The following is a 22,177-nucleotide window of genomic DNA, read 5'->3' as shown; positions in this document are numbered from 1 at the left end:
AAATGGTGCCGCTTGCGTGACTCGAACACGCGACCTACGCATTACGAATGCGTTGCTCTACCAGCTGAGCTAAAGCGGCGCGGGAGGCGGCCCCGGGAGGCCTGTCTCCACCGGGCGCGGAACCTAGCTTTGAACGCGCGGACCCGCAAGCGGGTAATGAAGCCCGCGGCGCGCCGGCGGTCAGCGCCCGGCGCGACGAAGCGATCAGCGCGCCGGGGCGCCTTGCTTGAAGCGATCAATCACCTTGGCCACCGGTTCAGCGAGCGCCGTGAAAAAGGCGTTCAGATGGTCGGCGGGGCGGGCGGCCGCGGCGTCGTTGCGGATCACCAGATGGGCGTGCTCGCGACCCGGAGCGGTCCATTCATGGTGCATGGGCCGCACGGTGCGTAAGTACTGGCTCACCACCGAATGGGCGGTGCGCCCGCGCTCGTTCACATCGCGCAGCAGCCGCCGGGCGAGCCGGATATCGTCGGGCGCGTCCACGAAAACGCGCAGATCGAACAGGGTGCGCACCGACTCGGTGCAGAACAAGTGAATGCCCTCCACCACGATGATGTCGGCGGCTTCAATGCGGCGCGTGTCCGACCGGCGGCGGTGGATGGTGAAATCATAGATCGGCGCGTCCACCGCAGAGCCGCTTTTAAGCGCCGCAAGCTGCCGGGCCAGAAGCGCGTGATCGCGAGACGCAGGATGGTCGAAATTGAAATTAGCGGGATCAAAATCCGGCTTGGCGCCGTGATCTCCGTAATAATCGTCCTCGGCCAGGACCAGCGCCGACAAGGGCGCGGCCCGGCGCGCGCTGGCCCTTGCGATCTCGGTCTTGCCCGAAGCCGAGCCGCCCGTAACCCCGATGATCAGGCGCCGGTGCGCGCGTGCGTCGTCCATGGCGGGGCCTTCAGCTAGGGCTTTTCATCGTCTACGCCCGGATCGTCTGGCGCGCGCCCCGGTTCATAGAAGCTTGAATCGCGCTTGTCGCCCCCGCCTTCGGCGCCTGATACAGCGCCTGTCGCCGGGCTTGCGGAGGGACTGTCCGGCGAGGGCGCGCCGCCCACCGCGGGCCGGGCGCGCGGCGGTTCCAGCAGCGCGCTTTCCGGCGCTGCGGCGGCGGGAATTTCAAAGCGCTCATGGCGCGGGTGGATCAGGCGCTGCTCGCGGCCCCAGGCATGGACCATGCGCGTCCAGTCCGCGTCTGTGAAGGTGAAGGCGGCGCCCGCCTCGTCGATGTCCGACCAGTCCGCCTCGCCCGGCGCATGAGCCGCGCGGGCCATCCAGCGCCGCGCCCCCGCCTCGTCGCCTTCCAGCTGGTCGAGGCGAGCCGCCAGCACGCACACCCGCGCCGACACCGGCGGCTGGGCCAGCAGCGGCGACAGGTCGGCGCGCGCGCCTTCGGGATTGGCCTGGTCGATGGCGGTCTCCACACGCAGAAGCCGGCTTTCGCGGTGATCGGGGTTCAGGGCCGCCAGCGCGCGCAGACGCTCGGCGCGCTTGGCCCTTGTGTCGGATTTTCGCAAATCGCCATAGGCCCGCGCCAGCGCCGGGTGGGGATGGCGCTTCCAGGCCTCCTCCAGGATGTCGGCGGCCTTGCGGTGGCGCCGCGCGGTGGCGAGCAGGCGCCCGGCGAGCTCGGCGGCGGGCGCAAAGCCCGGCGACGCGTCGGCGGCGCGCTCGGCCAGCTTCGCGGCGGTTTCAGGATCCTCGCCCTCCATTCGGCGAGCTTCGGCGGTCAGCAGCACCGCACGCACCCGGCGCGCCTCGGCGGTCTCCACATGGCCGCGCCGCTCACCTTCGCTCAGCGTGGTTTCGGCCTGCGCCCAGCGCGCATCGGCGATCTGGTTTGAAAACAGCGAGTCATACGCCCAGCGCGCCCCGCCGGCGCGCTCAAACGCGTCCGCCGCGTAGGTGATGGCGCGCGCCGGCTCGCCGCGCGCTTCGGCGATGGTGGTCAGGCCCCGCTGGGCCACCAGACGGGTTTTCTGGTCTTCCAGCATCGATTCATAATGGATCTGCGCGCTTTCCAGATCGCCGGCGGCTTCGGCGGCGCGGGCCGCGAGAAGGCGAGACAATGCCGGACGGTCCAGCAGCGCTTCAGCGCGCGAGGCCTGTCGCACCGCCAGCGATCCCTGCCCGGCGGCCGACGCGATCAGCGCGCGCTCCAGCGCGTCAAAGCCCTGTTCACGCCGGCGGCCCTTGCGGTATTTGCGAAACGCGTCGGGCGCGCCCCACACCTTGGCCACCAGCCACCAGCCGAACACCAGAAGGAAGGTGGAAAGGATTAGCGCTCCGGCGGCCAGCGCGAACGGCGCCTCGGCGTTCACGCCCAGAAATTCAATCGTCACCAGGCCCGGATTGAGCGTGAGGAAGACCGCGATCACCGCGGTGACGACGCAAAGGATGACGGTCAGGACCAGGCGGATCATTCGCGGTCTCCTGCAGCCGCCAGTGCGGCGGATTGCTCATTCAGGGCCTCGCGCACCCGCAGCCTCGCGGCAAGGCCCGCGCGCCAGTCTGCGACGGCGGCGAGCCCCGGCGCGTCCAGCAACCCCACAAGGCGCGCGGCCTCGGCGAGATCGTCCTCGGCCAGAGCCTGCTCGATGGCGGCGGCGGGGCCTTCATTCGCCTCCCGCGCAACGCGCAATACGCCAAAATAGGTGCGCATCTCACCGGTCGCTTCGCGCAGCGCCTCGCCTGGAAAGGTCTCCTGAAGCCGGTCCGGCGTCGGGGCGCCGTCGCGGGCCACCGAACGCAAGGCGCCAAGCTGCGGCGCGCCCGGCCAGACGCGGGCGAGCGCTTCGAGCTCCACCGCAAAGGCCTGCGACCGCGACGCCGCTTCGGTCAAAGCGGCGAACGCCAGCGCGCGGGCGGCCAGGTTATCGGGTTCGAAGGTCGATTGCGCGCCCGCATCTGGCGGCGGCGAAGCGCTTTCCAGCGCGGCGACACGATCGGCGAGGTCTGAAATATCCTCGGCCAGCGAGCCCAGACGAGCTTCAAGCCCCTCGACCGCCCGCTGCGAGGCGGCGTCGGAAGGCGCAGCGGCGGGCAGATCGTCGACTTGCGCGGCCAGGGCGTCGATGCGTGCCGAAAGCGCCGCCAGGCGCGGATCGGACGGCCCGTCGGTCTCGCTTTCGCCAGCGCTGAGGCCCGCCAGCGCTGCGTTGGCCTGCTGCGCGGCGGAGCGGGCGGCGTCGGCCTCGCCGCGCGCGGTTTCGATATCGCCGGCCAGCGCGTCCAGCCTGCCTTGAACTTCGTTGAACGCGTCATTGATGCGGGTTTCTAGCTCGGCAAGGGCCGGGCCGGATTCGCCCTGGCCCTCCCCCTGGCCTTCGCTCCCGGCGCCTGACGCTATCTGACGCTCCAGGCTATTCAAGGAGGCGGCCAGCGTATCGACGCGGCTGGACAGCCCGTCTCGCGCCTGGGTAACACTTTCAAGGCGCGACACCCGTTCGGTCAGCCCTGACACATCCGGCGCGCTCTGCGACTCCAGCGCCGCGATGCGCGCTTCGAGGGCGGCGCTCTGAGCGCCGGAACCGCGCGTGGAGGGTTCGGACGGGGCGGGCAGATAGCGCGACAAGCCATAGCCGGCGGCGCCCCCGATGGCGGCGGCCAGCACCACGAGAAGAAAAACCTTCAATGCGCCTGCGCCGCCGGATTTTTTTGGCCTGTCCTCGCCCGATTCGGCGGAAGCGTCCGGCGCGGGCTCGAATTCAGCGTCCACCGGCTCTGCATCCACCGGCTCTGGATCACCGGGCCGGCCCGCTTGCGGATCGTCTTTGGGTTTGTCGCTATCGCTCATGGCGTTCCTCTTTGGCCGCGCAGTCTAGGCTGCGTCGCGCAGGCTGGAAACCACGCGCGCGGCGGGCCGCAGTCTGCGCCGTACGCCTGTCCAGGGCCCGCCCGGAAACGCGTCACGCCTGAATCAGGGCGCAGGCAAGACCGGCTTCAGGATTTGGCCAGCATCTGGTCCAGCACCCGGAAAAGCGCCTCTTCGTCCGGCGTTTCAGCGCTTCTCACCCGGCCCGCGGACATGCCGGTCAGCGGCGCCGCAGCCTTGGCCGACAGGGCCGCCACCTGGCAGCGCGCCAGCGCCTTTCTGCAGCCGGCCTCTTCGACGCGGGCTGCGAAGCGCGCCGCGCCCAGCGGGGAATGCACCAGAATAATGGCGCCGGCTTCAAGCGCGTCGACGATTTCGGGCTCCAGCGGCCCGGTCTCCACAGCGTCGTAGAGAATCTGCATCGCCGCCCTGACCCCGATCCCGGCCAGCGCCTCGGTGAGCGAGAAGGCCTGGGCGGCGCCGCTGATATGCAGGACCGGACCGTCAGGCGGGGCCGAAGCGATCAGGCGCACCAACGCCGCGCCGTCGCCGTCGGCGCTGGTCACCGATATGAACCCGGCCGCACGCGCCGCCGCAGCGGTCACCGCACCCACCGTCATCACCTGAAGGTCGCGCCGGTCGCTATTGTGCGCAAAGGCGTCAACGCCGTTGGGGCTGGTGAAGGCGAGCGCAGAGACGACGTCAAGATTCATCGAGGCCTCGCGATAGGCGATGCGCGCGGTGGCCGCGTTGATCGGCGTGACGCCGCGTTCGCGAAGGCGCTTCATGGTGCGCGCGGCGCCGGGCTCGGCTCGGGTGACGAGGACGGGTTTCAAGTGGATTCGGCCACGGCGCGCGCCAGCGCCTCGCCGCCGGCCTGTTTCACCGACAGGCCCAGCGCATAGCCGAAGCGCGCGGCCTCGGCCGGATCGGCGCCTTGCATCGTGTCGCGGCTTTCATCGGCCCAGCGCAGGGTCCCGTCGGGCGACAGGGCTTCCCCGCGCAGGTGCAGGGTCTGTCCCTCCAGCATGGCGTAGGCGGCGATGGGCGTGCGGCAGGATCCATCGAGCGCGGCGAGAAAGCCCCGCTCGGCCGCTGCGCAGACATGGCTGGCGCTGTGGTCGAGGGCTTTCAGGATTTCACGCGCCTCGTCATCGTCTGAGCGGATCTCGATCCCGACACACCCTTGTGCGGGCGCAGGCAGCACGGCTTCGGGCGCCAGCGGTTCGCGCTCGGCCTCGGCGCGGCCCAGCCGCCGCAGCCCGGCGCGCGCCAGGAAGGTGGCGTCCACCTCGCCCGAGCGCAGCTTTTCAAGCCGTGTGTCCACATTGCCGCGCAGCAGGACGATCTTCAGGTCCGGGCGCAGGGCCAGCGCCTGGGACTGGCGCCGGATGGAGGCCGTGCCCAGCACCGCGCCGTGGGGCAGATCCTCGATGCGGCTGACACCGTCGCGGGTGAGCAACACGTCGCGCGGATCTTCGCGCTCCAGGATCGCGGCGATCTCGAGGCCCTCGGGAAGCTTTGTGGGCACGTCCTTCATGGAGTGGACCGCAAAGCGCGCCTCGCCGGCGAGCAAGGCGGTCTCCAGCTCCTTAGTGAACAGGCCTTTGCCGCCAGCCTCCAGCAGGGCGCGATCGGTGATCCGGTCACCGGTCGTCTTCATGCCCAGAATCGGGAAGCCGGACTCCTTGTCGCGCCCGGTGGCGGCGGCGAGGCGGGCCTGGACATCCAGGGACTGGGCCATGGCGAGCGGCGATGTGCGTGTGGCGATCGCCATGGGGACCATCGGCTGGGGCAAGGGCGACTCCTGAGGTTAAAGCGCGAGCGGCTTCATCGGATGATTGTCAGCGCGCCGGACGGGCGCTAACGACTGATCATGGCGTTATCCCATGCTCAACAGAACTCGCAACCCGTATCAACGCCGCGCGCGCTCACCGTGCTCGGTCTTGAATCGAGCTGCGACGACACCGCGGCGGCCATCGTGCGGCGCGCAAGCGACGGCTCGGTGACCGTGCTCGCCGAGGCGGTTCTGGGGCAAAACGCCGATCACGCCCCCTATGGCGGGGTGGTTCCAGAGATCGCCGCACGCGCCCACGCCGAGCGCATCGACCAGCTGGCGCGCCAGGTTCTGGGCGAAGCGCAGCTGACGCTTGGCGACATGGACGCTGTGGCCGCCACCTCCGGGCCGGGCCTGATCGGCGGGGTGATGGCCGCGCTGATGACCGCCAAGGGCCTTGCGCTGGGCGCTGGAAAACCGCTCATCGCGGTCAATCATCTGGAAGGCCACGCCCTGTCGCCGCGCCTGACCCGGCGCCTGGATTTTCCCTATCTGCTGCTTCTGGTGTCCGGCGGGCATACCCAGCTGGTGCTGGTGGAGGGCGTGGGCGCCATGACGCGTCTGGGCTCCACCATCGACGATGCGGCCGGCGAAGCTTTCGACAAGACCGCCAAAGTAATGGGGCTGGGCTTTCCAGGCGGCCCCGCCGTGGAGCGCTTCGCGGCCCTGAGCGCCGACCCGGACCGCTTCGCCCTGCCGCGCATGCTGCTGAAAGACAAAAGCTGCAATTTCTCCTTCGCAGGACTCAAGACCGCGGCGCGGCGCGTCTGGGACGGGCTTGAAGCGCCCACCGACATCGACCGCGCCGATCTGTCCGCCGCGGTTCAGGGCGCCATCGCCCGCCATCTCGCCGAGCGGGCGGGCCGCGCCATGGATCAGGTCGCCGGCCGGCTGGGCGATCATAAAGTGCTGGTCGTAGCCGGCGGGGTCGCGGCCAATTCGGCCGTGCGCGAGGCCTTGCGCGAGGCGGCGGAGGCGCGCGGCTTCGAGCGGGTTGCGCCGCCGATGAAATACTGCACCGATAACGCCGCCATGATCGCGCTGGCCGGCGCCGAACGCCTGGCGCTGGGGCTGGTGGACGCTCTGGACGCGCCGGCGCGGGCGCGCTGGCCGCTGGACGCGGCGGCGAGCGCCGATCCGGCCAGCGGGGCCGGCCGCAAGGGCCCGAAAGCGTGAGGGGACGTTCCATGCAGACCATCGCCGTGATCGGAGCCGGCGCCTGGGGCGCCGCCCTGGCGCAAACCGCGGCGAGCGCCGGGCGCGACGTGGTGCTGTGGGCGCGCGAGCCCGAGGTCTGCGACGCGATCAACACCACGCGCGAGAACCCGGTCTTTCTCAAGGGCGTCAAACTCCATGAGCGCATCCGCGCCACCACCACCCTCGCCGAGGCTGCAGCCTGCGACGCCGCGCTTCTGGTGACGCCCGCCCAGTTTGCGCGCCGGACGCTTGAAACCCTCGCGCCCGATCTCGGCGGCGGCTTTCCTGTCGTGCTTTGCGCCAAGGGCTTCGAACAGGGCAGCCTGGCTCTGATGACCGACGTGCTGCGCCAGACCGTGCCGGGCGCACGCGCCGCCGTGCTGTCCGGTCCCAGCTTCGCCATCGATGTGGCGAGGGGCCTGCCCACCGCGGTGACGCTCGCCTGCGAGGACGAAGCCCTGGGCGAGGCGCTCATGGCCGCCATCGGCTCGCCGGCCTTCCGGCCGTACTTGAGCAATGACCTCATCGGCGCCGAGGCCGGGGGCGCGGTGAAGAACGTGCTCGCCATCGCCGCCGGCATCGTGGAGGGCAAGGGCCTCGGCAAATCGGCCCACGCCGCCCTCATCGCCCGTGGCTTTGCGGAAATGACGCGGCTGGGCGAGGCGCTGGGCGGGCGGCGCGAAACCCTGGCGGGCCTGTGCGGGCTGGGCGATCTGGTGCTCACCTGCTCCTCCCCGCAATCGCGCAACATGTCCTGCGGCCTGGCGCTGGGCCGCGGCGAGGCGCTCTCCGACATCATGGCCGCGCGAAACGCCGTCACCGAAGGCGTCGCCACCGCCCCGGCCGTGGTGGCGCTGGCGAAAAAGCACGGCGTGGACATGCCGATCTGCGCCGCAGTGGACGCTGTGCTGTCCGGCGCTCTATCAGTGGACCGCGCCATCGAGGCGCTTCTCGCCCGCCCGTTCAAACCCGAAACCGACTGACATCGCCCAACCGTCGCCCGCCTGAATTTCGAAGGACTTCGCCATGCTGTTCGCCGTCACCTGCACCGACCGCGCCGGAGCGCTTGCGCTCCGCCTGGATAATCGCGAGGCCCATCTTGCCTGGGCGGGCGCCGACGGCTCGCCGGTGAAGATGGGCGGACCGCTTCTGGACGGCGACGGCCGGCCCGCCGGCTCGCTTTTGATCGTGGAGGCCGAAGACGAGGCGGCCCTGCGCGACATCCTCGCCCAGGACCCCTACGCCAAAGCCGAGCTGTTCGGCGAGGTGTTCTGGATGCCGTTCAAGTGGACGCTGAAAGCGCCGGCGGATCTGTCGTGAGCCTGGACGAGACAGGCCCGGCGCCTGGAACGGTTCTGGCGCGGCTTGCCGACATCCCAGATCCCGGCGGCCTGCCCGCCGACTACGAGGCGCCGCCGATCCTGATCGTGCGCTCCGGCGAGACGGTGCGCGCCTTCATCAATGTCTGCCCCCACCAGGGCCGGCCGCTCTGCCTGCCCTCGGGCAAGACGCTGGTGAGCGAGGGACGCTTCATCGTATGCCCGTTTCACGGGGCGAGCTTTGAAGTGGACGGCGGGGCGTGCGTGGGCGGCCCCGCCGGCAAATCCGCGCTGAAACCCGTCGCTGTTGAAGTGCGCGACGGCGCGGTGGTCGCCGTTTAGCCTCGGCCCTATTCAGCAAAGAACGCGGTGACCTCGCCGATCAGCGCCTTGCGCGCCGCCGCGGCGATGCGCTCGCCCTTTTCCACGGTGGCCTGGCTGGGATCAGACCCGATCCGGCCGTCGGGAAAGCGCTTGCGATAGTCGGCGGCGTCGGTGAACGGCCCGTCCGGCGCGATTTTCGGGCTCATCTCCACGTCCTTCACCGCGTTCGGGTAGGCGTAATAGGTCAGCGCCACCTCGCTGGCGGTGGCGTGGGAGCCGTGACCTTCAGGAAACAGTGTGCGGCAGAGATCCGTGATTCCCGGCAGCATCCACCAATTGGCCTGCTTGAGCTGATAGGGGCAGGCGTCCCCGTCCAGCGACCAGGCCGAATAGCTCTCTGCGAACGCCGCGCCCAGCGTGGCGATGTTCCCGCCATGACCGTTGAGGAAATAAATCCGCCGAAAGCCCGTGCGCACCAGGGAATCGATCCAGTCATTGACCGCCGCAATCATGGTGGAGGGCCGAAGCGTCATGGAGCCGGGAAAGCCCAGATGGTGCTGAGCCACGCCCACATTGAAGGTCGGCCCCACCAGAAACCCGGCCTCGTCGCCGGCTTCGCGCGCAATAAGCTCAGGGCAGATCGCATCGGTGCCCACCATCCCGTTGGGGCCGTGCTGCTCGGTTGAGCCCACAGGGATGACGATCCCTTTGGAGTGCTTCAGATAGGCCTCGACTTCCGGCCAGGACGCCTGGTGCAGCTGCATGCGCACGCTCCCGTTCATATAGCGCGCTGAAAGGACACCAGTGCGAGGATTTGCGCAAGGCGCCGGGGCGCCGCCGGACAGCCTGTCAGAAGCACGCGCGCACCGGTCCGACCAGCTGCGACAGCATCTCCCGCATCGAGCCTGCGCCCGAACCGGAGATCGTCAGCTCGGCGTCGATATCGGGATAAAAGCCGAGCGGGAAGGTGAGTGTTTCCCTGTCGGCGCCCGGCGGCATGGGCGCAGGCGGCTCCGGCGTGCCCGGCGGCGGCCCGAAAGGCGACAAGGGAATGCTCCGGTCGGCCAGCGCCGCGATCGCTTCGCCCACGGCCGGGCAGGTCTCCTCGCGGATATCGCGTGTGACGATGAGCGCGTCCAGGCGCGCATTCACCAGACCCGCCAGACCGAAATCGCTGGTGAAGGTGTAATCCAGGGTCTCCGGCGCCACGCCGGCGGCCCGCAAACGGGCGGCGAAGGCGTTCGCGTCGAACGTGTCGTCGACAATGGCGTGAACATCGCCTTCGCGCGCATCGAAAAACGCCCCGCGATAGCGCCACTGGCACGCCGCGTCGTCGTCAAAATCCGCATCGACCGGGCAGAGAAAATCGAAAGCGAACAGGCTCCCATGGGGAATCCAGAAGCTGGTGCTTTCATAGCGCGGCCCGTCCAGGCGCGAGATCCAGGCCCCCGGTTCATCGCTCCAGGGAAGGTCCATCGCCTCGAACGCGGCGGTGCGCCGGACATGGGTCTGCGCGCGCACCCAGGTGAGATACCCGCTCCATAAATACCGCGTGGGATACCCATCATAGGCCGCTTCAAGCCCCGCCGGCGGCGGGGGCGGCGGCGGGGGCGGAGAAGCGGCGTGAAGCGGCGCGGCGCAAAGGACAAGACACGCCAGTGCGAGACTCAGAAGGATCGGACGAATGGGTTTCATGGCCTCACAGCGCTCAGGCGGGGCCTCGCCCCGAAGGCCGCCATGATAGCGGCGTTTTGCGTCATCAGAACGGCGAAAATGCAAGGCTGGCCCGCCATGGTGAATGGGCGCCCGCCGCAGAGATTTGCATCATACGCCCCGAGCGCGGCGTGCGATATCCTTTCCGAGGCGCGCCGGGCGGCGTGGGCCGCGCGTCCCGAGCGGCGCCGGCGTCAGACCGATCGTCGCCGCACGGCCCCGGAGATCATCTCCGCCCGTCTCGCAGATCCGGACCGGCGTCTGCTGCGGGCGCAGCTTCAGGGCGCTCCTTCGCCCACACACGCCAAAACCGCCCGCCGCACATCGTGCGCGAGGCTTTAAGGTGTGGCGAGGGCGGCGCGGGAGGATCCAGGCCGGCTCTKTTRTGTRTTTGGAGGCCGGATACGACCCCCGCGCCGCTGAGGTGATTTTTCGGTCAGCGGGACTCAACGGAACCTCCCCGTCTACCCGTAACCCGCCGCTTTGCGGACCGGTGCGTTAGCCGGAACTCACTCGGGACACCCCGTCATTCCCGCCCGAACAGGACGCTCCGGAGCGGCCTCGCCTGCGRGATGACGGGGGTGATTATGGGGGAGGCGAGAGTGGGGGCGGATAAGTTCTACGCTGTCATCCCGGCCAAGCCCGCCCCGCGGGCGCAGAGCCGGGACCTCAAGCCGTTGAAACCCGGAAGCTTCATCTGCAATGTGTGAGGTCCCGGCTCTGCGCGCTGACGCGCTCCGGCCGGGATGACAGCGGCGGATAAAGCRCCKGCGAGGCCGCACTGGGTCCCCGCTTTCGCGGGRATGACGAAAGGGGGGCGTTTTGCAAGAGCCGTCGAAGCTGGATGCAGCCGTAAATCGTCCCACCCGGTTCCCGGTTTCATCCCCGGCGCAAAGCCGGGGGGAAGACCGGGATCTGCGGCGCATGGAAGCGAAACGCAAAGCCAGCCCGGCCGCAGGCACAGCGCCAGACCCTCAACGCGCCGTAGATCCCGGTTCCGCCCCCGGCCTGAAGCCGGGGATCGGACCGGGAACCGGTTTCGTTCATGCGCACGAGATCATTCGGCGCGCGCGCGCTTCTTGACCGGCTGAGGGGCGCGACGCAGGGTCGCGCCCGAATTTTGAAGGCGGCCGGTCATGCTTGCATCTCTCACCCTGGGACTGACGGCGGTCGGCCTGTCCGGCGACGCGTTCGCCGCTTCGGTGGCGCGCGGCGCGGTGAGGCGCCAGGTCGCGCCGATGGAGGCGGTTCGCAACGGGCTGATCTTTGGCGGCGTTGAAGGCCTGATGTGTCTGGCCGGCTGGCTTCTGGCCTTCACCTTCGCCGGCTTCGTCACCGCCCTTGATCACTGGATCGCGCTGGTGCTGCTGAGCGTGATCGGCGGCAAGATGATCCTGGAGTCGTTCGAGGCCGAAGACGCTGGTGACGACGCTGGCGACAACGCTGGCGGCGAAATCGAAACGGCGGGCGCGCGCCGACCTCAGACGCTGGTGACGACCCTCGCCACCGCCGTGGGCACGAGCATCGACTCCGCCGCGGTGGGAATCGCCCTGAGCCTGTCGGGGGTGAGCGTGGTCATCGCGCTTGTGGTGGGCCTGGTCTCGGCGGGGATCAGCACGGTGGGATTTCTGATCGGGCCCATGGTGGGCGCGGCGCTGGGCAAGCGGGCCGAGCTTCTGGGCGGGCTCATCCTGGTGGGTATCGGCGTGTCGATCTGGCTCAGTCACGTGGTCTTCGCGTGAGGACACACTAAAGACGACCGCGCCGTCGCCCTGCGGCTACGTCCTCGCTTGACTCTCGCCCTCGCCCCGCGTAATCCGTCTCGCTCTTGTGCAAGCGTTGATCCGCTTGCCTTTCCGGCACACGGCGCCCCTCGGACCTGAGGGGGTGAACGCCCGGAGGCCGGCGAGGTCCCTCGCTCGACGCGTTGCGTTCAGCGGGGCGGGATCGGCGTGTCTGTAAGCTCATGCCCGGCGCGATATTGCGACAGGCGTGAGACGGCGATAGCGGATTGGACTTAGCGCGGATGTTCGACGCACTCAGCGAACGGCTCACAGGCGTATTCGACACCCTCACCGGGCGCGGCGCGCTCAGCGAGAAGGATGTGGATGCGGCTCTGCGCGAGATTCGCGTGGCGCTTCTGGAAGCTGATGTCGCGCTGCCTGCGGTGAAGGACTTCGTCGCCAAGGTCCGCGTGAAAGCCGTGGGCGAGGACGTGATCCGCTCGGTCAGCCCCGGCCAGCAGGTGATCAAGATCGTCCACGACGAGCTGGTCAGCTTGCTGGGCGGCGAGGGTGAGCCGGACGGTCTGGCGCTGGCCGGCGAGCCGCCGGTGGCGATCCTCATGGCCGGCTTGCAGGGCTCGGGCAAGACCACCACCACCGCCAAGCTCGCCAAGCGCATTTCCGAACGCGAAAAGAAGAAGGTGCTGGTCGCCTCCCTCGATACGCGCCGCCCGGCCGCCATGGAGCAGCTGGCGCAGATGGCCGAAAAAGCCGGCGTCGCCTGCCTGCCCATCGTGAAGGGCCAGTCGGCGGTGGAGATCGCCAGGCGCGCCATGAGCGCGGGCCGGCTTCAGGGTTATGACGTGGTGATCCTGGACACCGCGGGGCGCACCTCCATCGATGAAGAGATGATGGGCGAGGCGGCCAAGATCGCCGAGGTCTCGCGGCCGCGCGAAATCCTGCTGGTGGCCGACGCGCTCACCGGCCAGGACGCGGTGGAGACCGCGCGCCGGTTCCATGAGCGCCTGAAACTCACCGGCCTGATCCTGACGCGCATGGACGGCGACAGCCGGGGCGGCGCGGCGCTGTCCATGCGCTGGGTCACCGGCCTGCCGATCAAGTTTCTCGGCGTGTCGGAAAAGGTCGACGGGCTCGACGTGTTCGACGCCCGGCGCCTGGCGGGCCGCATCCTGGGCCGCGGCGACATCGTCTCCCTGGTGGAGCGCGCCGCCGAGGACGTGGATCAGGAGAAGGCCGAACGCCTCGCCAAGAAGATGGCCAAGGGCAAGTTCGACCTGGAAGACATGGCCGACCAGCTTCGCCAGCTGCAGAAGATGGGCGGGCTGGGGTCGATCATGGGCTTCCTGCCCGGCATGAACAAAGCGGCCAAGCAGCAAATGGCCGCCGCCGGCATGGACGATAAAATGCTCAAGCGGCAAGAGGCGATGATCCTCTCCATGACGCGCGAAGAACGCGCCAAGCCGGATCTTTTAAAAGCCTCGCGCAAGCGCCGGATCGCCAAGGGCGCCGGCGTCGAGGTGCCCGACCTCAACAAGCTGCTCAAGATGCACCGCCAGATGGCGGACATGATGAAGAAGATGGGCAAGAAGGGCGGCAAAGGGGGATTCCCCGGCATGCCTGGAATGCCTGGCGGCGGCGCAATGGGCGGTATGGGCGGCGCAATGCCCCCAGGCTTCGACCAGGCCGCCGGCGATCTTCTCAAAGGACAGGCGCCCGGTCGCGCTTCCGGTGGTTCCTCCCTTCCCGGCCTTCCCGGCCTTGGCGGCCAGGGCGGAAGTTCGGGCGGCGGCGGATTGCCGGGCCTGCCTGCAAGCAAACCGAAGAAATAATCAGTTCAGTTTCATCTCAAGGACACACACCATGGCTGTTAAAATCCGTCTCGCCCGTGGCGGCGCGAAAAAGCGTCCCTACTACCGCATCGTCGTCGCCGATGAGCGCATGCCGCGCGATGGCCGCTTCATCGAGAAGATCGGTCACTACAATCCCATGCTGGCCAAGACCGACGAAAACCGCATCGCGGTGGACGCCGAGAAGGCCGCCGAGTGGATCAAGAAGGGCGCCCAGCCCACCGAGCGCGTCGCGCGCTTTCTGAAGGACGCCGGCGTCTATGAATGGGCGCACGGCAACAACCCGAAAAAGGGCGAGCCGGGCGAGAAAGCCAAGGAGCGCGCCGCCGAGCGCCTCGAGAAGGAAGAAGCCCGCAAGCAGGCTGAAGCCGACGCCAAGGCGGCCGCAGAAGAAGCCAAGAACGCCCCGGCTGAAGAGCCGGCCGCGGAAGAAGCCCCGGCCGAGGACGCCGCCGCTGACGCTCCGGCCGCCGAAGCCGGAGCCGAAGCCCCGGCCGAAGGCGAAGACAAGCCCGAATAGGCTTTTCTATCGTCGCGCAGAACAACGCCGCCGGGTTCAGCCCGGCGGCGTTTTTGTTTGGGCGTCAGGCGTTCGAAGCGGCTTGGCCCCTCAAGTGGCGAAGACCTGGGAATCGTCCTTGAACGCCTTGAACTCCAGCGCGTTGCCGGCGGGATCCTTCACGAACATGGTCTTCTGCTCGCCCGGCTGGCCCTCAAAGCGCAAGTAAGGATCGATGAGAAAGCGCGTGCCGGCCCGCTTGAACCGTTCGGCCAGGCGATCGAACTGCTCATAGCCCAGAAGCAAGCCGAAATGGCGCACCGGCACCGCCTTGCCGTCCACTGCGGCGGCGTTGGCCGCGGCGCAGTCCTCAGGGCTGTAGTGGGCGACGATCTGGTGGCCGTGGAAATCAAAATCGATCCAGTGCTCGCTCTCGCGGCCCGTGGCGCAGCCCAGCAGCTCGCCATAGAACCGGCGGGCCGCCTCCAGGTCGTCGACAGGGAAGGCGAGGTGGAATCGGGGGCGGTCTGCTGGCCTGTCGCTCATCGTCTGGCTCCGTTTTTTCAGGCGCGGGCTTTGGTGGTGGGGCGTTTTATCCCTACATGGACGCCAAAGAGCCCGATCAAATCAACGAGATTTTTTCATGACAGACTTTTCCCCGCGCGAAATCGTCCACGAGCTGGACCGCTATATCATCGGCCAGAAGGACGCGAAGAAGGCGGTGGCGATCGCGCTTCGAAACCGCTGGCGGCGCAAGCGCCTGCCGGAAGGCCTGCGCGAGGAAGTGACGCCGAAGAACATTCTGATGATCGGCCCCACCGGCGTCGGCAAGACCGAGATCAGCCGCCGGCTGGCGAAGCTCGCCGGCGCGCCTTTCCTGAAAGTGGAGGCCACCAAGTTCACAGAAGTCGGCTATGTGGGCCGCGACGTGGACCAGATCGCCCGCGACCTTGTTGAGGTGGCGCTGGGAATCGTGCGCGAGAAAAAGCGTGAGGACGTGAAGGCCAAGGCCCACGCGGCGGCTGAAAGCCGCGTGCTGGACGCCCTGGTGGGCCCCGGCGCGGGACCGTCCACCCGGGAAAGTTTCCGCAAGAAGCTGCTGAACGGCGAGCTGGACGACAAGGAGATCGAGATCCAGGTCGCCGATGACTCCTCGCCGCTGGGCGGGCTGGATATTCCCGGCATGCCGGGCGGCGTCGGGATGATCAATCTCTCCGATCTTCTGGGCAAGGGGATGGGCGGCAAGACCAAGACGCTGCGCACCAGCGTGAAGGCCGCCTATGAGCCGTTGATCGCCGAGGAGGCCGACAAGCTTCTGGACGAAAGTCAGATCCAGGCCGACGCGGTGACGCTGGCCCAGGAAGAAGGCATCGTCTTCCTTGATGAGATCGACAAGGTGTGCGCGCGCGCCGATGCGCGCGGCGCCGATGTCAGCCGCGAGGGCGTTCAGCGCGATCTGTTGCCGCTCATCGAAGGCGCGGTGGTGGCCACCAAGTACGGCCCGGTGAAGACCGACCATGTGTTGTTCATCGCGTCGGGCGCGTTCCACGTGAACAAGCCCAGCGACCTTCTGCCCGAGCTGCAGGGCCGTCTGCCCATCCGGGTGGAGCTGCAGGCGCTCACCCGCGATGATTTCCGGGCGATCCTGACCGAGCCGGAAGCCAGTCTCGTCACCCAGTACGAAGCGCTGATGAAGACCGAAGGCTTTGATCTGAAGTTTGACGACAGCGCCATCGACGCGGTGGCTGATTTCGCGGCCGAAGTGAACGCCAGCGTGGAGAATATCGGCGCGCGGCGCCTACAGACCATCATGGAGCGCGTGGTGGAGGAGGTGAGCTATACCGCCTCGGATCGCGAGGGCGAGAGCCTCGTGATCGACGCGGCCTATGTGAAGGACAAGGTGGAGAGCCTGGCGAAGAACGCCGATCTGTCGAAATTCATTCTTTAGGCGGGCCAGGTTTCAACAGGACGGGGGCCGCGGCGTGCGCGGCCCCCGTTTCGGTTTCAGCCCCTACCTGAAGGCCTAGAAGGGGCGCCCGATGGAGAACACGATCTGCTCCTCGGAAATGTTGGTGTCTTCGGTGGTGTCGATATAGGCGACGCCGAAATCAAGCCCGATGCTGCTGGCGTAGGTCAGGCCCACCGTCCAGTCCCATTTGTCGTCGCCGTCCCCGTCCAGATCGCCGAAGGCGCCGGTCTCGTATCCGAAGCCGAAGCCGAGGGAGAGACCCTCGACGCCCGTGATGGCGGTTTCACCGGCATAGTAGAGATACAGATTATCGTCGCCGCCGATATTGTCCTGCTCCGGCGCCCAGGCGACGCCAACCGTGTTGGCCACCACACCGAAGGTCTGTGACAGGGAGCCGTAGAGCTCAAGGTAATGGGCGTCGCTCTGGTCGGGATAGGTGTAGACCAGAGCGCCCACGTCATAGCCGAGCCCCGAGGCGGTCTCGCCGCCATAGCCGGCGTAGAGGTCAAGCTCCAGCTCCGACGAGCCCACGGGCTCGATGCTGGAGCCCCACAGACCGACATAGAAGCCGCTCTCCCAGCCCAGATCCAGACCGCCCTGCAGAGCGATGGACTGATCGCTCAGGGACACCCCGCGGAAGCGGTAATCACTGACCACGGCGACATTGCCTTCGACGGTGGGCGTCTGGGCGTGCGCCATGACCGGCGTATAGACGAGAGCCGCGAAATTCGCACAAAGAGCGATTTTGAGCACATTTTTCATGATAGTCTCCATTATGGGTTGTATATCAGGTGAAAACCCTGGCTCGGTGCGGACGCTCTCCCCGCGAAGAGCGTCCGCGCCGGCCGGTGGTCAGCTGGCCGGGGCCGAGCTTTTGCCGCCCCCGGTCTCGGGCACGAATTCGGGATAGGCGGGGTGTCCCAGCTCGCTGAGATCACCGCCCGCGGCTTCGGATTCAGGATCCAGCCGGATGCCCATGACGATCTTGAGCACAAGCCAGACCACGAAGCTCGCCGCGAAGACGAACGCCCCGATGGACAGGACGCCCACCGCCTGGCCGAAGAAGGTGGCGTCCGAATTGGTCAGGGGAACAGCCATGGTGCCCCAGATTCCGGCGAACAAATGGACCGGGATCGCGCCCACCACGTCGTCCAGACGGATCTTCTCCAGCAGCACCGTGCCGAAGGTGGCGATCACGGCGCCGGCCGAGCCGATGAGGATCGCTTCAAAGATCGACGGCGTCAGGGGTTCGGCGGTGATGGAGACCAGCCCGGCCAGGGCGCCGTTCAGGGCCACCACCAGATTGGGCTTGCCCTTGTTGATCACCATGGACAGCAGGTACGCCACGATGACGCCGGCGGCGGCGGCCATATTGGTGTTGGCGAAGATCTGCGACACCGCCACCGCGTCCGCGGCAGAGCCCAGAGCCAGCTGGGAGGCGCCGTTGAAGCCGAACCATCCAAACCACAGGATGAACACGCCCAGCGTGGCCAGCGGCAGGCTGGAGCCGTGCATCACCACCGGCTTGCCGTTCACGAACCGCCCGCTGCGCGCGCCCAGAAGGATGATCCCGGCCAGCGCCGCCCACCCGCCGGTGGAGTGCACCAGCGTCGATCCGGCGAAGTCGGAGAAGCCGAACTGGGAATCAAGCCAGCCCGCGCCCCACTCCCAGCTGCCCTGGATGGGGTAGATCACCGCGGTGAGCACGGCGACGAAGATGAAGAAGGGCCCGATCTTGACCCGCTCGGCCACGGCGCCCGACACGATGGAGGCTGCGGTGGCCACGAACACCATCTGGAAGAACCAGTCAGACGCGGCCGAATATCCGGTCGACAGGTCGATGGTTTCGTCAGAGGCGAGCTCCGACGGCGACCAGGGGACCGGCGTGCCGAACCAGCCGGTGACGTCGACATTCATGTACATGAGGTTATACCCCACAGCGTAGAACATCAGCCCGGCGATGGAGTAGAGCCCGATATTTTTCAGGCAGATGGTTGCGGCGTGCTTGGAGCGGACAAGGCCCGCCTCCAGCATGGAGAAGCCCGCCGCCATGAGCATGACGAGAAACCCGCCGATCAGGAAGAGCAGCGTGTTGAAGACGAAGGCCGTCTCTTCGGCCACCTGGGCGGCGGCCGGCGCCGCGCCAAGGCCGGCCATGGCCGCAGCGGCGATCACTGCGCCAAACGCGCCCCGGACAATATTCGGATTGTGCAAAACTGGTTTCATATCTCTCCCCCTCGTTCGTGCGCGGCGTGTCGCCGACGCTTTCGAACTGTCGATCGTCTTCATCGGGGTCGGCGCCATACGCCGCTCACCGCCGAAGACGGGCTCAATAGCCGGGAGCTGAAACCTTCGCGGACCGCTGTATCGTGGTCTCACACATGAAGGCTGACAAAGTTTCTGCTGCGCCGCAACAAGATTCTTTGATGATCGGCGAGGGTAGAGGATTTCAAGCAACACCTAAAAATTCGGCGGCTCGCAAGCCGCCGAAAAGTTGGGTTTCAGCCGTTAGGCCGTCGACGAGCCTGATTTTTGCTGCGCTCGCTAACAAGCCCTATTGCAATCGCGAGCCCGGATTTCTTGCTCGGTGTACTGAGCAAAATCGGCGCTAAGCCGCGCCATGCGCGTCCGATTTCGGCGCGGGCTGCGACACGCTGTCGCATGGGTCCAAGGCGCTAGATTTTCGCGCTTTTTTGGTAAGAAACCGGCGAGCACTCCGGATCGTCACAGCCGGACCATTACGTAAAACGCGCCGGATCCGCCATGGCGGCGATGGGCCTGCGCATAGCCGGAGACCAGGGGCGCGAAGGCGGGATCGGTCATCCACTGGGTGAAGGAACGCCGCAAGACGCCCGGAAGCGGCGGGGCGTCCGACGCCCAGGGCTCGAATCGTCGCTGATCCTGGGCGCGCGCGCCGGCGCCTTTGCCGGTGATCACCAGAACCTGCCGCATCCCGTTACCTTGGGCGCGCCGCAGAAACCCCAGAAGATCGCTGCGCGCCCGGGCGCTGGTGAGGCCGTGCAGATCGATGCGCGCCTCCACCTCCAGATGGCCGCGGCGGACCTTCTTTTCGGTGGAGCGATCCGCCGGGATCTTCACCCGCTCCGGCTCGCGCCGGGCCAGGCGGTTGATAGGGCCGGTTTTCAGCGGAGAATCAGCGGGTTTCGGACGCGGATCGGAAGACGGCGGCGCGATGTCGTCCAGCCGCTTGGCGCGCGCGGCGTCCAGCGGGTTCACCGCCTTGGCCACGCGCCGCCACAGATCGCGCTCCTCCGGGCTCAGCGGGCGGGAGGGGGACCGCCGGCTCATGGCTCACCGCACGCGGCGCGCCAGGTGGCGAGGCAGAAGCAGGGTCCAGCTTGCGCGGGGATCATTCTGCCGGCCGGCGCGCTCGCCCGCCTCATGGCCCCAGCCGAAGAACAGATCGCCGCGCGCCGGGCCCTGAATGGCGCCGCCGGCGTCCTGGGCGACCACAAGGCCGCGCCAGTCCGGCTCGCCATGGATGGCCGCCTCGACAAAGATCGGCACGCCCCAGGCGTGGTGGGCCGGGTCCACGGCGATCGAGGCCATGGGCGTAAGCGCCGCGCCCTGGCTTCCGATAGGACCCTCATGGGGATTGATGTCGGTGTCCAGCGAGAAGAAGACATAGCGAGGGTTTTCGTCAAACAGGGGCCGCCACGCAAGCGGGCCGCGCGCGCGAAGCCACGCCTCGATGTCTTGCTTGGAAGCGTTGTGGGCCTCCAGCTCGCCTCGGGCGATGAGGATGCGGCCGATGGAGACATAATCCAGCCCGTTATGGGCGGAAAAGCGCGCCCTGGCTTCCGCGCCGCCGGGAAACAGCAAACGCCCGGATCCCTGGATCTGCAGGAAGAAGACGTCGATGGGCCGGCCCCAGGCAAGCGGCACGCCCAGATTCTCACGCTCGATCTCGGCGCGGGGCAGATAGGGCGTGAAGGTCTGATCCTGCGCGCGGCCCACAATGCGCTGACCTTCCAGCCCGGCGATGAATTGTCCGAGATCGGAGGTGAGAAGATCGCCCGGCCTTGCGCGGATCGCCATGGAGAATTCAAGATCGGGCTGGCTGCGCACCTCCACATAGGGCTCGTAATAGCCAGTGAGACGGCCCTGCTCGCGCACCCGGACCGGCGTGAAATTGCGCTCGAAAAAGCTGCGCGCTGAGGCTTCAGTCAGCTGCGGCCCGTCCAGCATCGCCGCCTGCAGGCAGGCGCCGCGCCAGTCGCCGGCCGTGCCGGCATAGGGCGCGCGCGCATTCATGGGCTCGTGGTCGGGACGCGCCTCGATGCGCCGGCAGCTGTTGACGAAAGCGCTGAGCGCCGGGCGCGGATCAATCTGCAGCCAGCCGTCGAGGCTTTCAAAGCGCGACGGCTCGATATGGGGGCGCTGCGCCGCCGGTGACGGCGCCGGCGCGGGCCTTGGCGCGGCGTCGTCCGTGCGGCCCGCCGGCGCCGGGCCGGGACCGGGGGCCCCGGGAGTCCCGGCGCAAGCGGCGAGCAGGAGTGTGAGGCAGGCTGCGAGCCCTGCGAGCGGCTTAAGCCGGTTTGACCGAGGCGAGACGCCAGTTCGGGTTGCCGGAAGTGACATCGCGCTCGAAGCTCCAGATCTCGTCGACCGTTTTCAGCTGGTTCAGATCGCCGGAAACCAGTTCACCGTCACGGTCGCGGGTCTCGCTGGCGATCTCGGCGCTGAAGGCCACGCGCACCTTGGCCCGATTATCGTTAAGAGAAGCTTCAACAATCTCCGCCCGCTTCACCCGCTCGATCTCGGTGGTCACGGTGTGACCGGCTTCCTCGCGCTGGGTGATGGCGCTGTCATAGGCCGCCTTCACCCGTTCAGTGAGGAGCGGCTCCAGCGCATCGCGGTCGCCCTTTGCGTAGGCGGTCACGATCATTTCATAGGCCTGGCGGGCGCCGCCGGCGAAGCCGTCTGGATCAAAGCTGCGGTCGGCGGCTGCGATTTCGGCGAGGCCTTCAGCCGCCGGGCCGGAGAAGGCCGGGCGCGGCTGCGCATCGTCGGAGATCGGGACCGGACCCGGCTGAGACGGAGCGCCCTGAGCGGCGGCGCGCTCGCGCTCTTCGCGCATGTGCTCTTCATGGGTGCGGCCCTGGGGTTTTCCCAGCGCGGAGTAGAGCCGCACGGCCAGAAACACCGCGAGTCCGGCGAAGAAGAGGATCTGCAGAATATCCATGGTGGTCGCGCGGCCCTTCAGGTCTTGCGTCGTGTGGGGTCAGATATAGGCGCTGTACGGCGCGCCGTCACCCATGGGCGCGCTTGCCGCTCAGCCGGTCCCATGCTAACCGCGCCCACCCACATGAAACATCGGCGTTCGGCGCGCACCTTCGCGCCCCGCGTCCCAGTTCAGAGATCACATCATGACCGATGCGCCCGTTCCGCCGCAGGGCGGCGACCAGCCTCAAGTGCCGTCCATCCGCGTGATGGGCCAGTATGTGAAGGATCTGTCCTTCGAAAACCCCAACGCGCCGGACTCCCTGCGCCAGGGCGCCCAGCCGCAGATCGATCTTTCGGTGGACGTGCGCGCGCGCGGTCTCGGCGACGACATGTACGAGGTCGAGCTGTTGATGTCGGCCAAGGCCGGCCGCGACGACAAGGCGATGTTCATCACCGAGCTTAGCTATGCCGGCCTGTTCCAGATCCAGAACCTGGACGATCAGGCCCGCGAGCCCTTCCTGCTGATCGAATGCCCGCGCATCATCTTCCCGTTCGCGCGCCGCATCCTGGCCGACGCCACGCGCGATGGCGGCTTCCCGCCGCTGATGCTGGAGCCGGTGGATTTCGCCGCTCTGTATCGCCGACAGCTGGCCCAGCGCGACGGCGCCGCAGGTGGTGGTGACGGCTCTAACGGCGGCGAAGGCGGGCAGCCGGTGGGTAACGCCTAGGCGG

22 protein-coding genes and 1 tRNA gene are annotated in these 22,177 nt (G+C 67.9%); 9 read left to right on the top strand and 14 right to left on the bottom strand.

The window, feature by feature from the left end:
- Positions 1-3: 3 nt before the first annotated feature.
- The 6 genes from ACWCOP_RS14815 to hemC form a co-directional block, all read right to left on the bottom strand.
- Positions 4-79: transfer RNA gene (locus ACWCOP_RS14815), tRNA-Thr, on the bottom strand.
- Positions 80-204: 125 nt separating this feature from the next.
- Positions 205-885 carry a uridine kinase gene (gene udk, locus ACWCOP_RS14810; RefSeq protein ID WP_478249098.1) on the bottom strand — a complete coding sequence of 227 codons (681 nt, stop codon included), beginning with the start codon at positions 883-885 and terminating at the stop codon, positions 205-207.
- A 14-nt stretch (positions 886-899) separates the two neighbouring features.
- Entirely contained in the window at positions 900-2,417 is a 1,518-nt protein-coding gene (locus ACWCOP_RS14805; protein WP_478249096.1) for a heme biosynthesis HemY N-terminal domain-containing protein, read from the bottom strand.
- Positions 2,414-3,790 carry a hypothetical protein gene (locus ACWCOP_RS14800; protein ID WP_478249095.1) on the bottom strand — a complete coding sequence of 459 codons (1,377 nt, stop codon included), beginning with the start codon at positions 3,788-3,790 and terminating at the stop codon, positions 2,414-2,416. Before ACWCOP_RS14800 ends, ACWCOP_RS14805 begins: the two co-directional genes overlap by 4 nt.
- 146 nt (positions 3,791-3,936) lie before the next feature.
- On the bottom strand, positions 3,937-4,644 hold the full coding sequence (locus tag ACWCOP_RS14795) for a uroporphyrinogen-III synthase (protein ID WP_478249094.1): 708 nt from the start codon (positions 4,642-4,644) through the stop codon (positions 3,937-3,939).
- Positions 4,641-5,594, bottom strand: a complete 954-nt coding sequence (gene hemC / locus ACWCOP_RS14790; protein WP_478250698.1) for a hydroxymethylbilane synthase — start codon at positions 5,592-5,594, stop codon at positions 4,641-4,643. Before hemC ends, ACWCOP_RS14795 begins: the two co-directional genes overlap by 4 nt.
- 90 nt (positions 5,595-5,684) lie before the next feature.
- On the opposite strand from hemC, the gene tsaD reads away from it, so the two are divergent.
- Genes tsaD through ACWCOP_RS14770 form a run of 4 tightly spaced genes read left to right on the top strand, consistent with a single transcriptional unit; the run spans position 5,685 to position 8,503 of the window.
- Positions 5,685-6,821 carry a tRNA (adenosine(37)-N6)-threonylcarbamoyltransferase complex transferase subunit TsaD gene (gene tsaD, locus ACWCOP_RS14785; RefSeq protein ID WP_478249092.1) on the top strand — a complete coding sequence of 379 codons (1,137 nt, stop codon included), beginning with the start codon at positions 5,685-5,687 and terminating at the stop codon, positions 6,819-6,821.
- Positions 6,822-6,832: 11 nt separating this feature from the next.
- Entirely contained in the window at positions 6,833-7,825 is a 993-nt protein-coding gene (locus ACWCOP_RS14780) for an NAD(P)H-dependent glycerol-3-phosphate dehydrogenase (RefSeq protein ID WP_478249091.1), read from the top strand.
- Positions 7,826-7,868: 43 nt separating this feature from the next.
- A complete protein-coding gene (locus ACWCOP_RS14775) occupies positions 7,869-8,162 on the top strand; it encodes a YciI family protein (protein ID WP_478249089.1) in 294 nt (97 codons plus the stop codon).
- A complete protein-coding gene (locus tag ACWCOP_RS14770) occupies positions 8,129-8,503 on the top strand; it encodes a Rieske (2Fe-2S) protein (protein WP_478249088.1) in 375 nt (124 codons plus the stop codon). The genes ACWCOP_RS14775 and ACWCOP_RS14770 overlap by 34 nt, the downstream gene beginning before the upstream one ends.
- An 8-nt stretch (positions 8,504-8,511) precedes the next feature.
- On the opposite strand, the gene ACWCOP_RS14765 is transcribed toward ACWCOP_RS14770, so the two are convergent.
- Positions 8,512-9,249: a creatininase family protein gene (locus ACWCOP_RS14765; RefSeq protein WP_478249087.1), complete on the bottom strand. Its 738-nt coding sequence runs from the start codon at positions 9,247-9,249 to the stop codon at positions 8,512-8,514.
- 85 nt (positions 9,250-9,334) lie between these two features.
- Positions 9,335-10,180, bottom strand: a complete 846-nt coding sequence (locus ACWCOP_RS14760) for a hypothetical protein (protein ID WP_478249086.1) — start codon at positions 10,178-10,180, stop codon at positions 9,335-9,337.
- 1,154 nt (positions 10,181-11,334) lie between these two features.
- Here ACWCOP_RS14760 and ACWCOP_RS14755 point away from each other — a divergent pair.
- The 3 genes from ACWCOP_RS14755 to rpsP all read left to right on the top strand — a co-directional run bounded on the left by ACWCOP_RS14755 (position 11,335) and on the right by rpsP (position 14,310).
- Positions 11,335-11,940: a manganese efflux pump MntP gene (locus ACWCOP_RS14755; RefSeq protein WP_478249085.1), complete on the top strand. Its 606-nt coding sequence runs from the start codon at positions 11,335-11,337 to the stop codon at positions 11,938-11,940.
- A 284-nt stretch (positions 11,941-12,224) separates the two neighbouring features.
- Positions 12,225-13,772, top strand: a complete 1,548-nt coding sequence (ffh, locus tag ACWCOP_RS14750) for a signal recognition particle protein (RefSeq protein WP_478249083.1) — start codon at positions 12,225-12,227, stop codon at positions 13,770-13,772.
- A gap of 31 nt (positions 13,773-13,803) precedes the next feature.
- Positions 13,804-14,310, top strand: a complete 507-nt coding sequence (rpsP, locus tag ACWCOP_RS14745; protein WP_478249082.1) for a 30S ribosomal protein S16 — start codon at positions 13,804-13,806, stop codon at positions 14,308-14,310.
- 90 nt (positions 14,311-14,400) lie between these two features.
- On the opposite strand, the gene ACWCOP_RS14740 is transcribed toward rpsP, so the two are convergent.
- Entirely contained in the window at positions 14,401-14,835 is a 435-nt protein-coding gene (locus tag ACWCOP_RS14740) for a VOC family protein (protein WP_478249080.1), read from the bottom strand.
- Between the two features lie 97 nt (positions 14,836-14,932).
- Between ACWCOP_RS14740 and hslU the strand changes: the two genes are divergently transcribed.
- Positions 14,933-16,237 (top strand): ATP-dependent protease ATPase subunit HslU, encoded by a 1,305-nt coding sequence (gene hslU, locus ACWCOP_RS14735; RefSeq protein ID WP_478249078.1) that lies wholly within the window; start codon positions 14,933-14,935, stop codon positions 16,235-16,237.
- Between the two features lie 75 nt (positions 16,238-16,312).
- On the opposite strand, the gene ACWCOP_RS14730 is transcribed toward hslU, so the two are convergent.
- The 5 genes from ACWCOP_RS14730 to ACWCOP_RS14710 all read right to left on the bottom strand — a co-directional run bounded on the left by ACWCOP_RS14730 (position 16,313) and on the right by ACWCOP_RS14710 (position 21,464).
- The gene (locus ACWCOP_RS14730; protein ID WP_478249077.1) at positions 16,313-17,020 is read right to left on the bottom strand and encodes a TorF family putative porin; all 708 of its coding nucleotides are present in this window, start codon (positions 17,018-17,020) and stop codon (positions 16,313-16,315) included.
- A gap of 90 nt (positions 17,021-17,110) precedes the next feature.
- Positions 17,111-18,484 (bottom strand): ammonium transporter family protein, encoded by a 1,374-nt coding sequence (locus tag ACWCOP_RS14725; RefSeq protein WP_478249075.1) that lies wholly within the window; start codon positions 18,482-18,484, stop codon positions 17,111-17,113.
- Positions 18,485-18,982: 498 nt separating this feature from the next.
- Complete coding sequence (locus ACWCOP_RS14720) at positions 18,983-19,567, bottom strand: Smr/MutS family protein (RefSeq protein ID WP_478249074.1); 585 nt, start codon at positions 19,565-19,567, stop codon at positions 18,983-18,985.
- Between the two features lie 3 nt (positions 19,568-19,570).
- A complete protein-coding gene (gene mltA / locus ACWCOP_RS14715) occupies positions 19,571-20,860 on the bottom strand; it encodes a murein transglycosylase A (protein ID WP_478249073.1) in 1,290 nt (429 codons plus the stop codon).
- A complete protein-coding gene (locus tag ACWCOP_RS14710; RefSeq protein ID WP_478249072.1) occupies positions 20,808-21,464 on the bottom strand; it encodes a Tim44/TimA family putative adaptor protein in 657 nt (218 codons plus the stop codon). Before ACWCOP_RS14710 ends, mltA begins: the two co-directional genes overlap by 53 nt.
- Positions 21,465-21,648: 184 nt before the next feature.
- Between ACWCOP_RS14710 and secB the strand changes: the two genes are divergently transcribed.
- Positions 21,649-22,173 carry a protein-export chaperone SecB gene (secB, locus tag ACWCOP_RS14705; protein WP_478249071.1) on the top strand — a complete coding sequence of 175 codons (525 nt, stop codon included), beginning with the start codon at positions 21,649-21,651 and terminating at the stop codon, positions 22,171-22,173.
- Positions 22,174-22,177: the final 4 nt, after the last annotated feature.

The organism is Apolloniradiicaulis salifontis (assembly GCF_053756655.1).
This window is presented reverse-complemented; position numbering and strand designations above follow the sequence as displayed.